Source organism: Kitasatospora sp. NPDC036934 (genome assembly GCF_055608425.1).
Genome location: NZ_JBVJQR010000019.1, coordinates 26528 through 42621, shown reverse-complemented (window position 1 = coordinate 42621; position 16094 = coordinate 26528). Strand labels below are relative to the sequence as shown.

14 protein-coding genes are annotated in these 16094 nt (G+C 73.6%); 9 read left to right on the top strand and 5 right to left on the bottom strand.

The window, feature by feature from the left end:
* Nucleotide 1 precedes the first annotated feature (1 nt).
* Both ACZ7BZ_RS26830 and ACZ7BZ_RS26825 read left to right on the top strand, forming a co-directional pair.
* Nucleotides 2-2185, top strand: a complete 2184-nt coding sequence (locus tag ACZ7BZ_RS26830) for a hypothetical protein (protein WP_470360546.1) — start codon at nt 2-4, stop codon at nt 2183-2185.
* Nucleotides 2186-2337: 152 nt separating this feature from the next.
* Nucleotides 2338-5157, top strand: coding sequence for a hypothetical protein (locus tag ACZ7BZ_RS26825; protein ID WP_470360545.1), 2820 nt, complete (start codon nt 2338-2340; stop codon nt 5155-5157).
* 63 nt (nt 5158-5220) lie between these two features.
* On the opposite strand, the gene ACZ7BZ_RS26820 is transcribed toward ACZ7BZ_RS26825, so the two are convergent.
* Nucleotides 5221-6324: an NADH:flavin oxidoreductase/NADH oxidase gene (locus tag ACZ7BZ_RS26820; protein WP_470360544.1), complete on the bottom strand. Its 1104-nt coding sequence runs from the start codon at nt 6322-6324 to the stop codon at nt 5221-5223.
* A 333-nt stretch (nt 6325-6657) separates the two neighbouring features.
* Here ACZ7BZ_RS26820 and ACZ7BZ_RS26815 point away from each other — a divergent pair, with 333 nt between their 5' ends.
* Together ACZ7BZ_RS26815 and ACZ7BZ_RS26810 are read left to right on the top strand one after the other, a co-directional pair.
* Complete coding sequence (locus ACZ7BZ_RS26815) at nt 6658-7092, top strand: DoxX family protein (protein WP_470360543.1); 435 nt, start codon at nt 6658-6660, stop codon at nt 7090-7092.
* A 377-nt stretch (nt 7093-7469) separates the two neighbouring features.
* Nucleotides 7470-8405 carry a hypothetical protein gene (locus ACZ7BZ_RS26810; RefSeq protein ID WP_470360542.1) on the top strand — a complete coding sequence of 312 codons (936 nt, stop codon included), beginning with the start codon at nt 7470-7472 and terminating at the stop codon, nt 8403-8405.
* Between the two features lie 71 nt (nt 8406-8476).
* Here the strand turns inward: ACZ7BZ_RS26810 and ACZ7BZ_RS26805 are convergent, their stop codons facing one another.
* Nucleotides 8477-9865, bottom strand: coding sequence for an MFS transporter (locus ACZ7BZ_RS26805; RefSeq protein ID WP_470360541.1), 1389 nt, complete (start codon nt 9863-9865; stop codon nt 8477-8479).
* A 329-nt stretch (nt 9866-10194) separates the two neighbouring features.
* Nucleotides 10195-10770, bottom strand: coding sequence for a TetR family transcriptional regulator C-terminal domain-containing protein (locus tag ACZ7BZ_RS26800; protein ID WP_470360540.1), 576 nt, complete (start codon nt 10768-10770; stop codon nt 10195-10197).
* Between the two features lie 289 nt (nt 10771-11059).
* On the opposite strand from ACZ7BZ_RS26800, the gene ACZ7BZ_RS26795 reads away from it, so the two are divergent.
* Nucleotides 11060-12001, top strand: coding sequence for a phosphatase PAP2 family protein (locus tag ACZ7BZ_RS26795; RefSeq protein WP_470360539.1), 942 nt, complete (start codon nt 11060-11062; stop codon nt 11999-12001).
* 60 nt (nt 12002-12061) lie between these two features.
* Here the strand turns inward: ACZ7BZ_RS26795 and ACZ7BZ_RS26790 are convergent, their stop codons facing one another.
* The gene (locus ACZ7BZ_RS26790) at nt 12062-12550 is read right to left on the bottom strand and encodes an NUDIX domain-containing protein (protein ID WP_470360538.1); all 489 of its coding nucleotides are present in this window, start codon (nt 12548-12550) and stop codon (nt 12062-12064) included.
* A 185-nt stretch (nt 12551-12735) separates the two neighbouring features.
* Between ACZ7BZ_RS26790 and ACZ7BZ_RS26785 the strand changes: the two genes are divergently transcribed.
* The 4 genes from ACZ7BZ_RS26785 to ACZ7BZ_RS26770 all read left to right on the top strand — a co-directional run bounded on the left by ACZ7BZ_RS26785 (nt 12736) and on the right by ACZ7BZ_RS26770 (nt 15266).
* Complete coding sequence (locus ACZ7BZ_RS26785; RefSeq protein WP_470360537.1) at nt 12736-13569, top strand: helix-turn-helix domain-containing protein; 834 nt, start codon at nt 12736-12738, stop codon at nt 13567-13569.
* The gene (locus tag ACZ7BZ_RS26780; protein WP_470360536.1) at nt 13559-13759 is read left to right on the top strand and encodes a DUF397 domain-containing protein; all 201 of its coding nucleotides are present in this window, start codon (nt 13559-13561) and stop codon (nt 13757-13759) included. Before ACZ7BZ_RS26785 ends, ACZ7BZ_RS26780 begins: the two co-directional genes overlap by 11 nt.
* A gap of 10 nt (nt 13760-13769) precedes the next feature.
* On the top strand, nt 13770-13982 hold the full coding sequence (locus tag ACZ7BZ_RS26775) for a DUF397 domain-containing protein (protein ID WP_470360535.1): 213 nt from the start codon (nt 13770-13772) through the stop codon (nt 13980-13982).
* Between the two features lie 93 nt (nt 13983-14075).
* The gene (locus ACZ7BZ_RS26770) at nt 14076-15266 is read left to right on the top strand and encodes an MFS transporter (protein ID WP_470360534.1); all 1191 of its coding nucleotides are present in this window, start codon (nt 14076-14078) and stop codon (nt 15264-15266) included.
* Between the two features lie 57 nt (nt 15267-15323).
* Here the strand turns inward: ACZ7BZ_RS26770 and ACZ7BZ_RS26765 are convergent, their stop codons facing one another.
* On the bottom strand, nt 15324-16079 hold the full coding sequence (locus ACZ7BZ_RS26765) for a heparin lyase I family protein (RefSeq protein WP_470360533.1): 756 nt from the start codon (nt 16077-16079) through the stop codon (nt 15324-15326).
* Nucleotides 16080-16094: the final 15 nt, after the last annotated feature.

Here is a 16094-nt window from a genome sequence, read left to right as displayed (position 1 = left end):
CATGCTCGGATACGAAGACGTCATCAACGCCAACATCGACGCGCTGACCACCGCCGCCACCCAGTGGCGCGCGATGGCCACCCGCTTCCACACCATGCAGACCACCATGGAGCAGGACGTCCTGGGCGGCAGCGGCCAGGGCAACGGCATCGGCGGCAACGGACTGTTCCCCGGCGGCAACGGCCTCACCGGCGGCGGCCCCTGGTGGACCGGCAACACGGCGAACCTGGCCAACACCGCTCTGCTGGCCACCAAGGGCCAGATCGTCGACGCCCAGACCGAGGCCAACGCGATGGCCTCGCTGCTCGACGAGGCGCACGCCGACTTCGCCGCCGCGCAGAAGCAGACCCGCGACGCCGCCGACGGCGCGGTCAAGGACGGCTTCAAGGTCACCGGCACCGGCACCGCCGTGTTCGACGAGAGCACCCTCGACCCGGCGACCCGCCAGGCGCTGCACCACGACCCGGAGGGCCGGCAGTCCTACCAGGACGCGGCCGACAAGTGGACCAAGGCGATCACCGCCGGCGTCCAGGCCGCCACCCGCGCCGACCAGCGCATCGCCGCCGCGCTGCGCGGCGCCTCCAAGGCCGGCAACCCGCTGGACTTCACCTTCAACGGCCAGGCGGTGGGCGGCGGCGACGCCGGCGACGCCCAGCGCGCCGCCGACCTCGCCACCCACCTGGACAGCCTCACCCCCGAGCAGCTCGCGCAGCTGCAGGACCTGATGAAGGACAAGGCGGACCACCCCGCCTTCTCCCAGGGCCTGCTGGACCGGCTCGGCCCCGACGGGCTGTTGAAGCTCGCCCAGCAGCTGAACAGCCCCGGCGGCGACAAGAAGGCCGCCTACACCGACCTCCAGGGCGGCCTCACCCACGCGGTGGCCTCCGCCACCCAGGACACCAACACCGACTTCTACCGGCGCTGGCGCCAGAGCATGAAGGACGCCGGCTACAAGAACTACGGCTCCAACACCGATCCGGTGTACGGCTACCAGGTCCTCACCACCCTGATGACCAAGGGCGACGGCAAGTACTCCGCCGGGATGCTCGGCGACCTCGCCGACGACATCACCGCGACGGAGAAGGCCCACCCCGACGCCTGGAGCTACAAGGCCGGCCACACCGGCGACGCGCTGGGCGCCGACCCGCTGGACAACGTGCTCGCCATCATGGGCCGCGAACCCGACGCCGCCACCGCCTACCTGGACCCGAACGCGAACGGCGGCAACCAGCACCTGCACTACCTGCTCAAGGACCGCAAGTGGCCGGACGGCTGGGTCAGTTCGATGGCCGGGCCGTTCAAGATGCCCGACCCGCTGTCCCAGAGCGGCCTGGGCGCGGCCCTGGAGGCCGCCACCACCGGCCAGCCGGCCGGCGCCCCGCACACCGGCCACCACACCGAGGCCCAGGCCCGGATCATGCACGACACCGTCACCACCCTGGACGAGGGCCAGGGCGGCAACAAGGTCAACGCCAACCTGCGCCAGCCGCTGGCCAACGCCCTGGCCGACTACACCAACGACAGCCACGAGATCTTCAACGGCCGCAACTCCCAGTACATGGACCACGGCAGCGCGGTGTGGACCGACGCCAACGGCACGGTGCACATGGGCGTCGGCGAGGACAGCCTGGTGCGGGTGATGCGCGGACTGTCCGACAACCCCGACGCCTACGCCACCCTGCACCAGGCCGAGAGCGCCAGGATCGCCCAGGAACTGTCCTCGCTGGGGCCCAACCCCTCGCAGAACGACATCCAGGACGTCATGAACAAGGGCGCCGCGAGCCTCGGCGTCTACGACGCGATCCGCGCCGACGTCGCCATGGGCCAGCGCGACGACGCCAACCTCCAGGCCGACTGGAAGGCCAAGGTCGCCTACCACGTGGTCGGCGCCCCGCTGACCCCCATCCCGTGGGTCGGCGACAGCGCCCAGCGCCTGGTCGACACCTGGGCCTGGGAGTGGGACAACCAGATGAAGGACCACAACAACAGCGTCGCCAACGCCAAGATCTCCGACACCTACCTGGACGCCAACAACGAGATGACCCACCTGGTCAGCGGCTGGGCCAAGGACCGCGGCATGGACCCGGACAGCAGCATGATCCACGTCGTCGAGGACGGCTCCCACGACCGCCGCTCCACCAGCGCCACCACCGCCGGGCACTTCCTCGGCCGCGGCAACTCCTGACGCACCATCACAGCATCCTGGCGCACCGTGAACATCGGCCGTGGCCGCCCGGTTCGGGCGGCCACGGCCGCACGCCCGTCCGCCGGCGCACCGCGTGACCCCCCGTGAACCCCCGCGGCCCCCCAGCCGTCGAGTCGGAGGGGGAGGACACCGTGACCAACCGCGCCGGAACCACCGACGCCGACCACCGGCCCGCGCGCCAGGCTGATCACCGGCCCGCGCACTGGGTCCGCAGCAGGCTGCGCGCCGACCCTCTGGCCGCGCTGCTCACCGTCGCCCTCGCCCTCGTCACCGTCTTCCTCGCGGCCGCCCTGCCCAGGGTCCAGGACCGCGGCGCCGACGCCGCCCTGCAGGACTACGTCCGCCACCGCGGCCTGCACCTGAGCAGCCTGCAGTACACCTCCCACACCCGCCCCACCGACACCGCCGCCGACCTCGCCGCCGTCCGCACCACCCTCACCGCACGCCTGGCCACCGCACTGCCGCTGACCACGGCCGGCGAGGCCCGCGGCACCCGGGCCCGCCTCCGCGGCGCCCTGAACAACCCCGGCTACGCCCGGCTCGCTGCCGCCACCGCCCCCCAACTGGAACTGCTCCACCTCGACGGCCTCGCCGACCGGGCCACCCTCACCGCCGGCACCTGGCCCACCCCCGCCCCCGCCGGCGGCCCGCTGCCGATCGTGATCAGCGAGCAGGCCGCCGCAACCATCGGCATCACCCTCGGCGACACCCTCGACAACGGCGCCGGCGTGACCGGCCCCCGGCGCACCGCCGTCGTCGGCCTCTACCGGGTCGACGACCCCGCCGACCCGTACTGGGACGACCTCGGCTGCCCCGCCCGCGCCTGCCTGCGCCTGGACCCCCAGGGCAACAACGGCTGGCAGACCACCGGCTTCACCGACGGCGCGAACCTGGACGCACTGGCCCGCTGGGGCAGCGGCGCCGAGAACTTCTGGCGGCTGCCCGTCGACCCCGCCGCCCTGCGCGCCGACCGGCTCGACCAGACCATCGCCACCGTGGACTCCCTGCTCGCCGGCCCCGCCGCCGACGCACCCGCCGCCGCCACCGGCCGGGCCGACCTGCGCGCCTCCTCCTTCCTGCCCGACACCCTCACCCGGGCCCGGGCCCGCTACCGGGCCGCCGTGCCGCTGGCCGCGATCGGCCCGGCCGGCGTCGCGGGCGCGGCGGCCGTGGTGCTGTTCCTGGCCGCCGCCCTCACCACCGACCGCCGCGCCGCCGAACTGCGGCTGCTGCGCGCCCGCGGCGGCTCCCGCGCCGGGGTGCTGGGGAGGCTGCTCGCCGAGGGCGCCGTCACCGTCCTGCCCGCCGCCGCACTCGGCACCGCCCTCGCCCTGGTGCTGCTGCCCACCCCCCGCTGGGGCCAGGCCGTGCTCGCGGCCCTGGCCGCCACCCTGCTCGCCCTGCTGGCCGTCCCGGCCCGCGTCGCCCTGCTGTGGTCGCGCCGGCGCCCGGCCGGCGGCCCGCGCCGGGTGATCGGCGAACTCACCGTCGCGCTGGTGACCGCCGCCGCGGTGGCCGAGGTCCGCCGCCGGGGCGTCGGCCACCCCGGAGCCGGCCCGGACCCGCTGCTGATCGCCGCCCCGCTGCTGCTCGCCGTCACCGGCGGACTCCTGCTGGCCCGGACCGAACCGCTGCTGATCGGCCGGCTGGCCGCCCTCGCCGGGCGCGGCCGCGGCCTGATCGGCTTCCTCGGCCTGGCCCGCGCCGCCCGCGACACCGCCGGCCGGCACCGGCCCTCCGCGCTGCCGCTGCTCGCCCTGCTGATCGCCGTCACCGGCACCGGCTTCGGCGCCGCCGTGCTCGACGCCGTCGACCACAGCCGGCTGCGCGCCGCCCGCCTGAGCACCGGCGGGGACATCGGGATCTCCCTCCCGGACTACGCCACCGTGCCGCCGGCGTTCACCGAGGCCGCCGCCGCCCTGCCCGGCCTGCGCACCGCCACCGCCGTCCGGATCGACCCCAAGGCCCTGTTCCTGGGCGCCCGTTCGGACTACACCAAGGTCACCGTGGTGGTCGCCGACCCGGCCGCCTACGCCGAGATCGCCCGCACCACCGGCGCCGGCGCCTTCGACCCGGCCGCCGTCACCGCCGCCCCCGGCGGCCCCGCCACCCCCGTGCCCGCGCTGTTCAGCCGCGACCTCGCCGCCCGCCTGGCCGCCGGCCCGCCCACCCTGCACCTGAACACCGGCAGCTACCTGCCCACCACCGTCGCCGGAACCGTCACCGCCACCCCCGCCCTGCCCGATCCCGGCCAGCCCTTCGTCATCGTCCCGGCCGGCCCCGCCACCGCCCGCCTGCCGGAACTGCGGCCCGCGAACCGGTGGCTCGCCGTCGGCGACATCGACCCCGAACAGGTCAGGACACTGCTGCGCGAACACGGCCTCACCCAGCCCACCGGCATCCTGAAACTCATCCAGGACGACGCCACCGCCGCCGGCCACGCCACCCACGGCCTGCCACCCGGCTACACCGTCACCAGCAGCCGCGAACTCGCCGCCCAGCTCGCCGACGACCCGCTCCAGCAGGCCACCGGCCGGCTCTTCCGCTACGCCGCCGCCACGGCCGCCGGATTCGCCCTCCTCGCCACCCTGCTGACCCTGCTACGGGCCGCCCCCGAACGCGCAGGTCTCCTCGCCCGCCTGCGCACCATGGGCCTGCGGCCCCGTCAGGGCCTCGCCCTGATCACCGCCGAAGCCCTGCCCCGCGCCCTGACCGCCGCCGCCGGCGGCGCCCTGGCCGCCCTCACGGCCGCGACCCTGCTCGGCCCGGCCTTCGACCTGACCACCCTGGTCGGCGTCCCCGTCGGCGACGCCCTGCGGCCCTCGCCACTGCCGGTGCTGCTCCCCGCGGCGGGCCTGGCGCTGCTGGCCTGCCTGGCCGTGCCGCTGGAGACGGCGGTCGCCGGGCGGCGCCGGCTCGCCGTCGAACTGCGCGCCGGCGACCAGCCCTGACCGCGCGCCGGCCCCGCCCTGGAGCGGGCGGGGCCGGGTGCGGTCAGATGCCGTCGGGCGCCGTCAGGCGCGGTGGTACTGGACGGGGGAGTGGACCTCACCGCCGAGGGCGCCGGCCGCGTGGCGGGCCCAGAACGGGTTGCGCAGCAGCTCGCGGCCGATCAGCACGGCGTCGGCGCGCCCGTCGGTGATGATCCGCTGGGCCTGGGCCGGGTCGGTGATCAGCCCGACGGCCGCCACCGGCAGGCCGGTCTGGTCGCGGACCGCCTCGGCGAAGGGCACCTGGAAGCCGGGCGCGGCCTCGATCCGGGCGTCGGGGACCAGGCCGCCGGTGGAGACGTCCAGCAGGTCCACGCCGTGGGCCTGGAGCTCCTTGGCGAGGCGGACGGTGTCCTGGGAGGTCCAGCCCTCGCGGCCGTCCTCGGGGTTCTCGGTGAGCCAGTCGGTGGCGGAGACCCGGAAGAACAGCGGCAGTTCCTCGGGCCACACCGCGCGCACCGCGTCGACGACCTCCAGGGCGAAGCGGATCCGGCCCTCGAAGGAGCCGCCGTAGGCGTCGGTGCGGCGGTTGCTCTGCGGGGAGAGGAACTGGTGGATCAGGTAGCCGTGGGCGCCGTGGAGTTCGACGGCCTGGAAGCCGGCCGCCAGCGCGCGCCGGGCCGCGTCGGCGAACTGTCGCACGATGACGCCGATCTGATCGACCGTCAGCTCATCGGGAGTGGTGTGCTCGGGGGAGAAGGCCAGTGCGCTGGGGGCGACCGGGGTCCAGCCGTGCTCCTCCTCGGGGCTCAGGGCGCGCCCGCGCTCGACCCAGGGCCGCTCGGTGGAGGCCTTGCGCCCGGCGTGGCCGAGCTGGATGGCCGGGACGGTGCCCTGCTCCTTGAGGAAGGCGGTGATCCGGCGGAACGCCTCGGTCTGGGTGTCGTTCCACAGCCCGAGGTCGTACGGGCTGATCCGCCCCTCGGGGCTGACCGCGGTGGCCTCCACGATGATCAGACCGGTGCCGCCGGCGGCCCGCGCCGCCAGGTGGGTGTAGTGCCACTCGTCGGGCACCCCGGCGCGCTCCCCGGCCGGCGCGGCGCTGTACTGGCACATCGGTGGCATCCAGACCCGGTTGGGGGCGGTCACGTCCCGCAGGGCGAACGGGGTGAAGAGGGTGCTGCTCATGTGGGACTCCCGTGAGGTCGGCACCGCCGGCGCCGCCGGGCTGGGGTCCGGTGGGCGCACGGCTGATTGCTGATGAACTTTACGCGCTTCAACAATAGTTGCGTACCGATTAAGTTGCAAGAGCCGTATATTTTGCTGCGCGCCATCGGCGCCGAGGCTCGGGCCAGGGGAGCGCCGCGCGGAACTCAGAGGAATCTCAGAGGCCCGCTCTCCTGGCACCGGGCCTGACGTCTCGTCAGAATTGGCGCTCGCGCGTCAAGAACTCCAGGCCGTCCCCCCACGGTCCCGGAGTCTCCGCGCGCATCCGGTCCCCCCAAGGCCCAAGGAGTTCCCGTGTCCGTCGCCCTCGCGCCGCTCTCCGAACGCGCCCGCCCCCTGGTACTGGGGCTGTTCCGCATCGTGGTCTCCCTGCTGTTCGTGTGCCACGGTGCGGCGACCCTCTTCGGCGTCCTGGGCGGAGCGCACGGCAAGGCGCCCGAGGTCGGAGAGTGGCCCGGGTGGTGGGCGGCCGTCATCCAGATGGCCGGCGGGCTCCTGGTCCTCGTCGGGCTGGCGGTCCGCCCGGCAGCGCTCGTCTGCTCCGGGTCTATGGCCTACGCCTACTTCAGCGTGCACCAGGAGCACGGCCTGTGGCCGATCCAGAACGGCGGCGAGCCCTCGGTCATGTTCTGCTGGGCCTTCCTGCTGATCTCCGCGGTCGGGCCAGGAGCCCTGGCCCTGGGCCGGGTCCTGCGCCGCGCGCCCGCGGAGCCCGCCCTCTCCGTCTGACCGCCGCCCGCGGCGGCCCGTGCACGGCGGCGCACGGCAGGAGTTCACCGACCCCGGCCCCGGCGGGCAGGGTGAGCGTCTCGATCGCCTGTGCCGCCGACCGGATCTCGGCCTCGCGCCCGTGCAGCGTCCCGTCGCCGTCCCCGGCCTCTACCCCGGCCACCGCCGCCTCCAGTTCGCCCTGCCAGGAGCATCGTCGCGTCATCGCGGGGGCCGGGGCCGCTGCCGATCGGTCGGCCCGGGGACGGGCTTGACGAAGCCGCCCGGCCCTGGGGCCGGTGGGCACGGCGGCCCGGCCCGGAAACCCGCTGGCCACCCGCCCGCCCGGACGGAGATACTCGCCCGTCGGGGCGGGCGGCAAGGGGGAGCGGGCGGGCGTGGAGGTCTTCGAGTGCAGGGCGTGCGGCACCGCGCTGACGGTGGCGCTGTCGCGGGTCGCGTTCCCCGTCTACGGCGGCTTCCCCTTCGGCAACGGCGTGGCCATGCCCGTCCTGATGGACGAGGGCACCTACGGCCTTGACGAGAGCCCCGGCGGCGAGCCCTGGTCGATCGTGATCGCCCCGGGCGACGCCCACGGCACCGCCCTGCTCCAGCGGCGTGAACCCGGCGCCTGCTGCGGCATCGACGGCCGCGACGGACCCAACGTCACCTGCGCCGGCTGCGGCCGCAAGGTCGCCACCAGGGTCGACGCCTGCTCGCTGTGGCAGGCCACCTGGCTGGTGCTCGACGCGGTGCGCGCCGTCCCGGCGGGCCCGGGCCGTCCGATCGCCGACTGGCACACCGTTGCCGACCGGTGGCGCGCCGCCGCCCTGGTGGAAGCGGACGGGACACGGAGCATCCGCTGGGACGTGGAGGCCGCCGTGACGCTGGCCCACCTGGTCTTCGCCGCCGACGGCGCACCCCTCGCCCTCTCCGCCGGCCCGCTCGCACAGGCCTTCCACGGACTCCTCGGCCAACTGCCGCCCCCTGCGGCCCGCCCGGCCCGGCGCGCTGCCCTGGCCGGACCGGGCCGGCCGCTGCCCCGCCCCCTCCCGGACATCGCCGTGGTCCCGCGCCACCCCCAGAGCGGCGAGTCCTGGCCCGTCCCCCCGGGCGTGGCCGCCGTGCCGCTGGCCGCCGCGTTCTGGGCCGCCCTCGCCTTCCGCGACGAGCGTGAACTCGCCCCCGCCACCGGCGGCCTGCCCCCGGGCGTCCAGCGCGACGACCCCCTCCCGCCCCACCCCCTGTACCCGGGGTACCTCGACCGGATGGTCTTCCGGGCGGTCCTGGACCGCCTGAACGGCATCTACGACACCGCCCCCGACGTCTGGTGAGGAAACGGCGGCGCCGCCCGGGGAGCATCCCGGGCGGCGCCGCCGCTCACGCGTCAGCCGTCAGCGCACTGTCAGCGCACCGACTGCGGCACCCGCTGCGCCGGGACACCCGGCGCCTCGGCCGTACGGGGCGCGGCCGGGGCGGCGCCCAGCGCCGTGCCGCGGGTCTCCTCCGCCCACAGCACGCACACCAGCAGGCCCAGCGCCGTCGTCCCGGCGGCGATCAGCATCGTCGGGCCGGTGCCCAGGCCGGTCAGCGACAGCGGCAGCAGGTAGGTGCCCACCGCCGCGCCGATCCGGCTCACCGAGGTGGCCACGCCCACGGCGGTGGCCCGGATCTCGGTCGGGAACAGCTCGTTGGGGTAGGTCCAGTCGAGCACGTTCGGCCCGCCGCACAGGAAGGCGTACGCGCACAGCGCGGTCAGCGCGACGGCGGCCGGCGCGGTGGGCCACACCCCCAGCAGCGCCAGCGGAACGGTCATCAGCGCGAAGGACCAGATGATGACGGGACGCCGGCCCCTGGTGTCGATCAGGCGCAGCGCCGGGTAGCAGCCGAGCAGGAAGACCAGGCTGATCAGGCCGGTGCCCAGGGTCTCCATCACGGTGCCGCCGGGCATGCCGAAGGAGGACAGGATCTGCGGGCCGAAGGTGAGCATCGCGAACAGCGGGCCGACCTGGCAGAGGAAGAACAGGCCGCAGAACAGGGTGCGGCGCCGGTAGGGCGGGGTCATCAGCAGCCGCAGTCCGGCGGCGCTGCGGGCGCGCTCGGCCGGGTCGGGCATCAGCTCGCGGCCGTCGACCCGTACCCCGAGGTGCTTCTCCACCACGCGCACCGCGTCGCCGACCCGTCCGTTGGCGGCCAGCCAGCGCGGCGACTCGGGGGAGCCGCGGCGGATCACCAGGAAGACCACGCACAGCACGGTGGAACTGGCCAGCATCCACCGCCAGCTGCCCGGTCCGGCCAGCTCCAGGAACAGGTAGCCCACCACGTAGGCGAGCACCGAGCCGGCGTACCAGGCGACGATCTGCTGACCGAGCAGCCGCCCGCGCTTCTTGGCGGGCAGCCACTCGGCGAGCAGGGAGGTGGCGATCGGGTAGTCGGCGGCGACGGCCATGCCGAGCACGAAGCGCAGCACGGTGATCGCCCACACCGAGTCGACCCAGAACGAGAGCACCGAGCAGGCGACCATCACCAGCAGGTCGGCGGTGTACATCACCTCCCGGCCGATCTTGTCGGTCAGCACGCCGAACAGGGCGCCGCCGACGAACATGCCCACCAGGGCGGCGGCACCGATCAGGCTGACCTCCGCGGTGGACAGGCCCAGGTCGGGGCGCATCCCGATCAGGGCGACACCGACGATGCTCAGGATGTAGCCGTCGAGCAGCGGCCCACCGGAACAGGCCAGGGCCAGCCTGCGGTGGAAGGCGGTATACGGGGCGTTGTCGATCGTTCGGGACATGGGCTTCGGGGTCCTCCGGGACGTACGGCGCCGCGCTTCACACGCGTGCCGTGCGCCGGGTAGACGGCGGGGGAACGGCGCCGCCCACGCTGGACGGCACCATCACCCGGTCACACCGGGCGACCGTCCACGGTTGCCCGGGTACGGAGGGTGAACCACCGGGCCGAAGGTCGGCCGGATTCGTGACCTTGGTCCCGAAGCGGACAGGGCCTTCGCCCGTGCCGGTTCACCTCCCGCCCAGTCCCCACCGGCCCTGCCGCCCTCCGCCCGCCCGGCGGGGCGCCCCGGGTGACCCTTCTCACCCGCAGCCCCTGCGGGCGTGCCCCACATCACATTCCGGCGCTCCGGTCCAGACCACGGGGGAGCGGACGGGCCTCGCGCAGCCGGGCCAGACCGGAGTCCAGGGCCGCCTCCAGGTGGGTGGTGGAGCCGGTGGTCAGCAGGATCAGCACCCCGCCCTGCACCCCGGCCAGCAGCGCCGCCGCCTCCCGGTCCGCGTCCAGGGCCCGGGAGACCTCCCCGCTGCTCTGGAGGTGGCGGATGCCCGCCGCCAGCTGCCCCTGCCACTGCTCCAGCAGCCGCGCGGCCACCGCCCGCGCCGCGTCCGTGGTCGAGCCCAGCTGGGACAGCGCCGTGTGCAGCGGACAGTTCACGCCCTGGGCCCGGTAGCGGGCCACCACCTTGTCGCGCCAGCGCTGCCAGGCCGCCCAGGTGGTCAGCGCGCCCAGCACCGCCGGGGCCGCCCAGCCGCCGCTGCCCTGCGAACGGGCGCCGACGTCCATGTAGTTGACCCCGGCCGCGCCCAGGCGCACCAGCACCTCACCGGGGCCGGGGACGGGGTCGGGCAGCTCGGTCCAACGCATGACCTCGGGGCCGCCGTGCTCCTCGATCCGGATCGCGTGCATGGGGTGACCGCCTTCCTGTGCGGCTTCGTTCGGGAGGGAACGTCCGTTACGTCAGGAAGCCGAAAATGGACCCACAAGTCCAGAATTGACGGGCAGGGGTGGTGGGGGCGCGCCCCGGGTCGACGGCGCGGAACGGCCGGTGAACCCGTCGATCCCCGGCATCCGTCCCCTGTACTGCGTGGGCCGTCCGGTGAGCGGACGTCCTCGCTCAGGACCGCCTCCGCGGTGCCTGGCACGACGGGCCCGGGAGCGCGGAGTACGCGCACCGGGACGCGGAGGAGGGACGGCGATGACCCGGCAAGAGCACGCGGACCAGGCCCTGCACCGGCCGGACGCCCCCGGTCCGGCCCCGGAAACCCCGGCCGGGTCGAGCCCTTCGCGGGTGGTACGGCCGTGGACCCCTGTGCTGCTGCGGATCCTCGGGTTGGCGGCGGTCTACCTGATCGCCGTCTGCACCCCGTTCGGGCAGCGGGCGGAGAACGGCCTGATGAACCGCAACGGCGGCGAACCGGCATGGATCTACGACTGGTCGGGGTCGACGTACGACTCGGGGGCCATGCCGCCGCTGGACTTCACCGCCCTGCCCACCCTGGTCGTGGGCACGGTGCTCATCGTGGCCGTCACCCTGGTGCGGCGGTGCTGGTGGGCGGGCTGCGCGGCGGTCGGGGTGGTCCTGGCCACCTTCGGGGGCACCGAGGTGCTCAGCAAGGCGGTCCTGCCCCGCCCCGACCTGGTGGGCGCGCCCGCCATGCTCACGGAGGTGAGCTTCCCCAGCGGACACGCGGCCGTCCCCGTCGGACTGGTCCTCGGCACCGCCCTCGTCGCCTCCCCCCGCCTGCGCCCCTACGTCGTCGCCGCCGGCATGCTGTGGCTCGCCGTCACCGCCGGCGCGGTCCAGGCTCTCTACCACCACCGGCCCAGCGACGTGCTGGGGGCCACACTGCTGGGCTGCGCCTGCCACAGCCTCGCGACCCGGCTGCTGCCGCGGCCGGCCGCCGCCCCGGGAGGCACGCCAGGCCCCCGGGCGCTGCCGGCCGTCGCCTTCGCCCTGTCCGCAGTCGGCGCGCTCGCCGCCGGCGCCCGGGAGGACTCCGTCGCGGGACCGCTGGTCTTCGCGGCGGCGGCCTTCCTGTGCGCGCTCCTGGTCTGGCACACCGCGGCGGAGGGGTCCGCGACGGTTCGGCCGCGGCCGGGTCAGCGGCCGGCGGGGGGGTCCGACTGGGCTCGGTAGTCGGAGAGCCGGCGAAGAACTCGCCCCGGGCGCCGTCGACGAATCACTTGGCCGGTCCGGTCAGCCGACCGCGATCGGGACGCCCTGGACGAGGAGCGGGAGGCCGGCGCCGTGGTCCCAGGCGTCCCAGGCGTCCTCGACGCGGCGGCACTGGTCGTCCGCCATGACCTCGCGCAGCCCGGACCGGGGGATCCAGTGGAGGCCGCGGATGTCCGGCGGCGGCTGGTGGCAGTGGACGGCCTCGGCCTGGCGGTGGGAGAGCAGGCCGCCCGCGTAGACGAAGTCGACGCCCTCGGGAAATCGCGAGGCGGGGACGTAGTCGATGGTGAGGATCGTGCGGAGGGGGAGGACGAGCCCGGTCTCCGTTTCGAGGTGCCGACGGCCGGCGAGGTGGGGGAGCTCGTCCTGCTCGGCGCTGCCACCGGGCAGGGTCATGCCGTCCCGGTGGGCGGGGTCGACCAGGAGGACGAGGAGCTCGCCCGACCCGTCGGGGTCCTCGCGCAGGACGAACACCTGCTGGCCCGAACGGCGGGCGGGCGGACGGCTCATGAGGCGGATGCTGCTCAACTCTGCTCCAGGGCTGGGTTGTTGAGTGGCCACAGCGGCAGGTCCCGGGCGAGGTGTTGCGCTGTGCGTCCGGTGGATCACCGGGTGTAGCCATGCTCCCGTGTTGACCTCTAGGATCGGAAGGACTTGAACTCTCCAGTTGCCCCTGCTTTAAGTTGGAGCTGATCTTGAACCGTCGCACGCTTGATCCAAAGTCATCCCCCCTGGCTGCGCTGGTTGTTCATCTCCGCACGTTGCGGGACGCAAAGGGCTTGACCCAGGTTGGGCTGGGAGAGCTGGTCAGATACTCAAGCGTCTACATTTCGAACGTAGAGACGGGGAAGACGACTCCGAGCTTAAAGTTCGTCGTTCTCTGTGATGCTGCGTTGGAGGCTGGCGGTTCGCTCGAACTCCTGTGGTGGAGTTGGAAGAACGGATCGTTGATCCCTGGATTCCCTGAGTATGCGGCGAAGGAGCGCGAAGCTCTTGCCATCAGGATCTTCGAGCTGGACATGGTGCCTGGCATACTCCAACACGCGGGCTACAGCGCCGCGTATGAGTCGGCGCCAGTTCGGCGTGGTGAGGCGACGCAGGAGCAAGCTGACGAACGGCAGAAGCTCAAGGCTGTGCGACAAAGGATCCTTGACCGCACATCGGCCGTTCATGTCGTCCTTGACGAGTCGGCCCTGCGGCGTCCGATCGGCGGTCCCGCCACCATGGTCCAACAGCTACAGCATCTGGAGCGCCTGGCGGCAAGGCCGAACATCGTGATTCAGATCGCGCCCTCTGCGCTTGGCGAGGAGCGTCCGTTCTCGCACTCGGTCACGCTGCTCACCTTGGCGAACCGGACCATGGTCGGGTACACGGAGACCCTTCAAAGGGGCTTCTTGGAGCAGGACATCGAGGTCGTATCCGTGTGGGCTGGAAAGTACGATCGACTGCAGGTGAATGCCCTGAATCAACCGGACAGTCTCGTCATGATCCGGGAGGCGCGAGAGGACTATGAAGGCGATGCAAGCTGAACTGACCGACGCCGCGTGGCGCAAGAGCACCTACAGCAACGGGCAGGGCGGCTGCATCGAGGTAGATGACGCGCACCTCGGTAGGGTCCGTGACTCGAAGGACCCGCAGGGACCGGCTCTCGTCTTCCCGCCCGAGGCGTGGAAGTCATTCGTCGCCGCTGTATGCAGCGGTGAGTTCGGTGAAGTCTGAGAGGAGCATCATGGCTGACCGCGTAGATCTGTCCGAGGCCCAGTGGTTCAAGTCCTCCTACAGCAACAACGGTGGGACGTGCGTCGAGGTGACAGCGGACTTTCCCGGCCTGGCGCCTGTCCGTGACTCCAAGGACCCTCAGGGCCCGGCCCTGGTCTTTCCGGCCGAGGCCTGGGCGTCGTTCGTCGCCGCCGTCCGCAGCGGCCGGTTCGGCGACATCTGAAACAGTGGGCCCGGGCCGCAGCCGCTGCGGTCCGGGCCTTCGCACCGCACGGGTGAGGGGGTCCGTGAACCTGGGGGAGTGAAACCTGTGCGCGTGCAGACCGAGCAGCTGGAGCAGCCTGCTGCCGAGACCACCGACAAGCGATCCGTATGGCACGCCCTGCTGATATCGCTGGCCAGCGGCATCGGCTACATGCCGTTCGCCCTGACCATCCCGATCCTGCCCGGCCTCGTCACAAATCGGCTCCACGGCGGCCCCGCCGAAGTCGGCGCGGTCGTCGGCGGGTACGCGCTGACCGCGCTGCTGGCCCGCCCGGTGTCGGGGGCGCTGATGAACCGCCTTGGCGCCCGGGCCCTGACCATCGGCGGCGCGATCCTCACCATGCTCGCCACCGTCTGCTACCCGCTCGCCGGGTCGACCGCCGAACTCATCGGCCTGCGCATGCTGGTGGGCATCGGCATGGGCGTCATGCTGGCCGCGACCGGGGTCTGGCCCGTCCAACTCGTCGCCAAGGACCGGCAGAGCTGGGCGCTGGGGCTGAGCGGCACCGTCATCTACGTGGCCATCGGCCTGGGCGCTCCGCTGGGTTCACTGATCGAGCACCTGGTGGGCACGACGGCCACGTTCGTGCTCGCCGGGCTGCTCGCCCTGCCCGTCATCCCCATCGCCCTGTCCGTGCCCGAGGTGCGCCTGCCCCCGAAGGAGAGGCAGGCGCCCGGAGCCGACCGGGGCCGGGCCCTGCTGGGCACCGTGCTGCCCAGCATCGCACTGGTCTTCACCGCGTTCGGCTTCGCGGCCGTCTCCGGCTTCGCGGTCGCGAAGTTCGACGCCCTCGGTGTCGCCGGGGGAGCGGCCGTGGTCACCGCGTACTCCCTGACCGTGGTGCTGCTGAGGGTGGCGAGCACCTGGATCCGCTGGGAGGCCACGCGACCGGTGGCGCTCGCCGCCCTGTTCGTCGTCGAGGCCCTGGGGGTCGCGCTCATCGGGCTGTCGAACGGCCTCGGTCTGGGCGTGGTCGGCGGTGTGCTCACCGGGGTCGGCATGTGGCAGATCTACCCGGTGCTGGGCCTGTTCGTGGTGCGCTCGGTCGACGAGCGCCGGCGCGCCACGGCGCTGTCGACCTTCGGGGCCTGCTTCACCGTGGGCCTGGCCGCCGGCAGCGGCTCCCTCGGGCTGGTCGCCGAGGCCACCGGGTACCGGACGATGTTCCTCGTCTGCGCGGCCTGCGTCGGCCTGGGGCTGCTGGTGGCCGTGGCGGCGGCCCGCGTCGCCAGGGTCCGCTGACGACTCCCGGCCGCCGGGGCGTACCCGGCGGCCGGGGTCAGGGCCTGCGGGCGTCCCCTACGAGCCGGCGGTGGCCGTCTCCAGGGTGGTGGCCATCACCGGGCTGGTGAACATGTTCGTCGCGTCGCCCGGGGAGGGGTGGTAGGAGCCCCACTTGAGGTAGTTGCGGTCGCCGTCCCAGGTGGTGCCCTTGAAGGTGCCCGAACCCGTGCTGAACGTCTGCTTCTTGCCGTTGAACCAGAAGTCGATGGTGCCGTCCGTGCGCCCCAGGTGGATCTTGAGCGCGTAGGCGTGCCACTCGCCGTTCTTCACCGGCGCCGTCCACAGCGGGTGCGCGTTGTGCTCGGTGTCCCACTCCTGGAGGCGCACCCGGTTGTTGGTGATGTCGATCTCGATCGGGTGGTTGGCCGTGCCCTCGCTGGGCGAGCACTTGAGCTGGAAGACGTACCGGCTGTTGTCGTCCTTGATGTCCACCTTGGACGACCAGCCCAGGTAGAAGGTGTCGCCCTGCTTCAGGTCGGGGCCGACCGTTTCGCACCGTTCCTGGTTCGCGGCCTGGAAGGCCTTCCAGACGCTGCCCTTGGCCGGGTCCTTGACGACGCCGAAGCTGCTGGGGGCGGCGCACTGGACGCCGGGGAAGGACGACGGGCCGGTCTTGGTGCTCGGGGTCCACAGGACCTTGCCCGCCGCCGCCGCAGCAGCGGAGGTGGTGGCGGCGGAGGTGCTGGCGGTGGCCGAGCCGCAGGAGATCGCGAACGTGGCCAGGGCCAGGGCCCCGACGGCGAGCTTGCGGTGGTGGGGCAGAAGGGACATGCCTCTCCCGGGGGA

Coding starts and splice junctions, on each gene's coding strand:
- ACZ7BZ_RS26830 (WP_470360546.1), top strand. CDS start 2: ATGCTCGGATACGAAGACGTCATCAACGCCAACATCGACGCGCTGACC.
- ACZ7BZ_RS26820 (WP_470360544.1), bottom strand. CDS start 6,324: ATGAGCAGCACCCTCTTCACCCCGTTCGCCCTGCGGGACGTGACCGCC.
- ACZ7BZ_RS26805 (WP_470360541.1), bottom strand. CDS start 9,865: ATGTCCCGAACGATCGACAACGCCCCGTATACCGCCTTCCACCGCAGG.
- ACZ7BZ_RS26800 (WP_470360540.1), bottom strand. CDS start 10,770: ATGCACGCGATCCGGATCGAGGAGCACGGCGGCCCCGAGGTCATGCGT.
- ACZ7BZ_RS26795 (WP_470360539.1), top strand. CDS start 11,060: ATGACCCGGCAAGAGCACGCGGACCAGGCCCTGCACCGGCCGGACGCC.
- ACZ7BZ_RS26790 (WP_470360538.1), bottom strand. CDS start 12,550: ATGAGCCGTCCGCCCGCCCGCCGTTCGGGCCAGCAGGTGTTCGTCCTG.
- ACZ7BZ_RS26780 (WP_470360536.1), top strand. CDS start 13,559: ATGCAAGCTGAACTGACCGACGCCGCGTGGCGCAAGAGCACCTACAGC.
- ACZ7BZ_RS26775 (WP_470360535.1), top strand. CDS start 13,770: ATGGCTGACCGCGTAGATCTGTCCGAGGCCCAGTGGTTCAAGTCCTCC.
- ACZ7BZ_RS26765 (WP_470360533.1), bottom strand. CDS start 16,079: ATGTCCCTTCTGCCCCACCACCGCAAGCTCGCCGTCGGGGCCCTGGCC.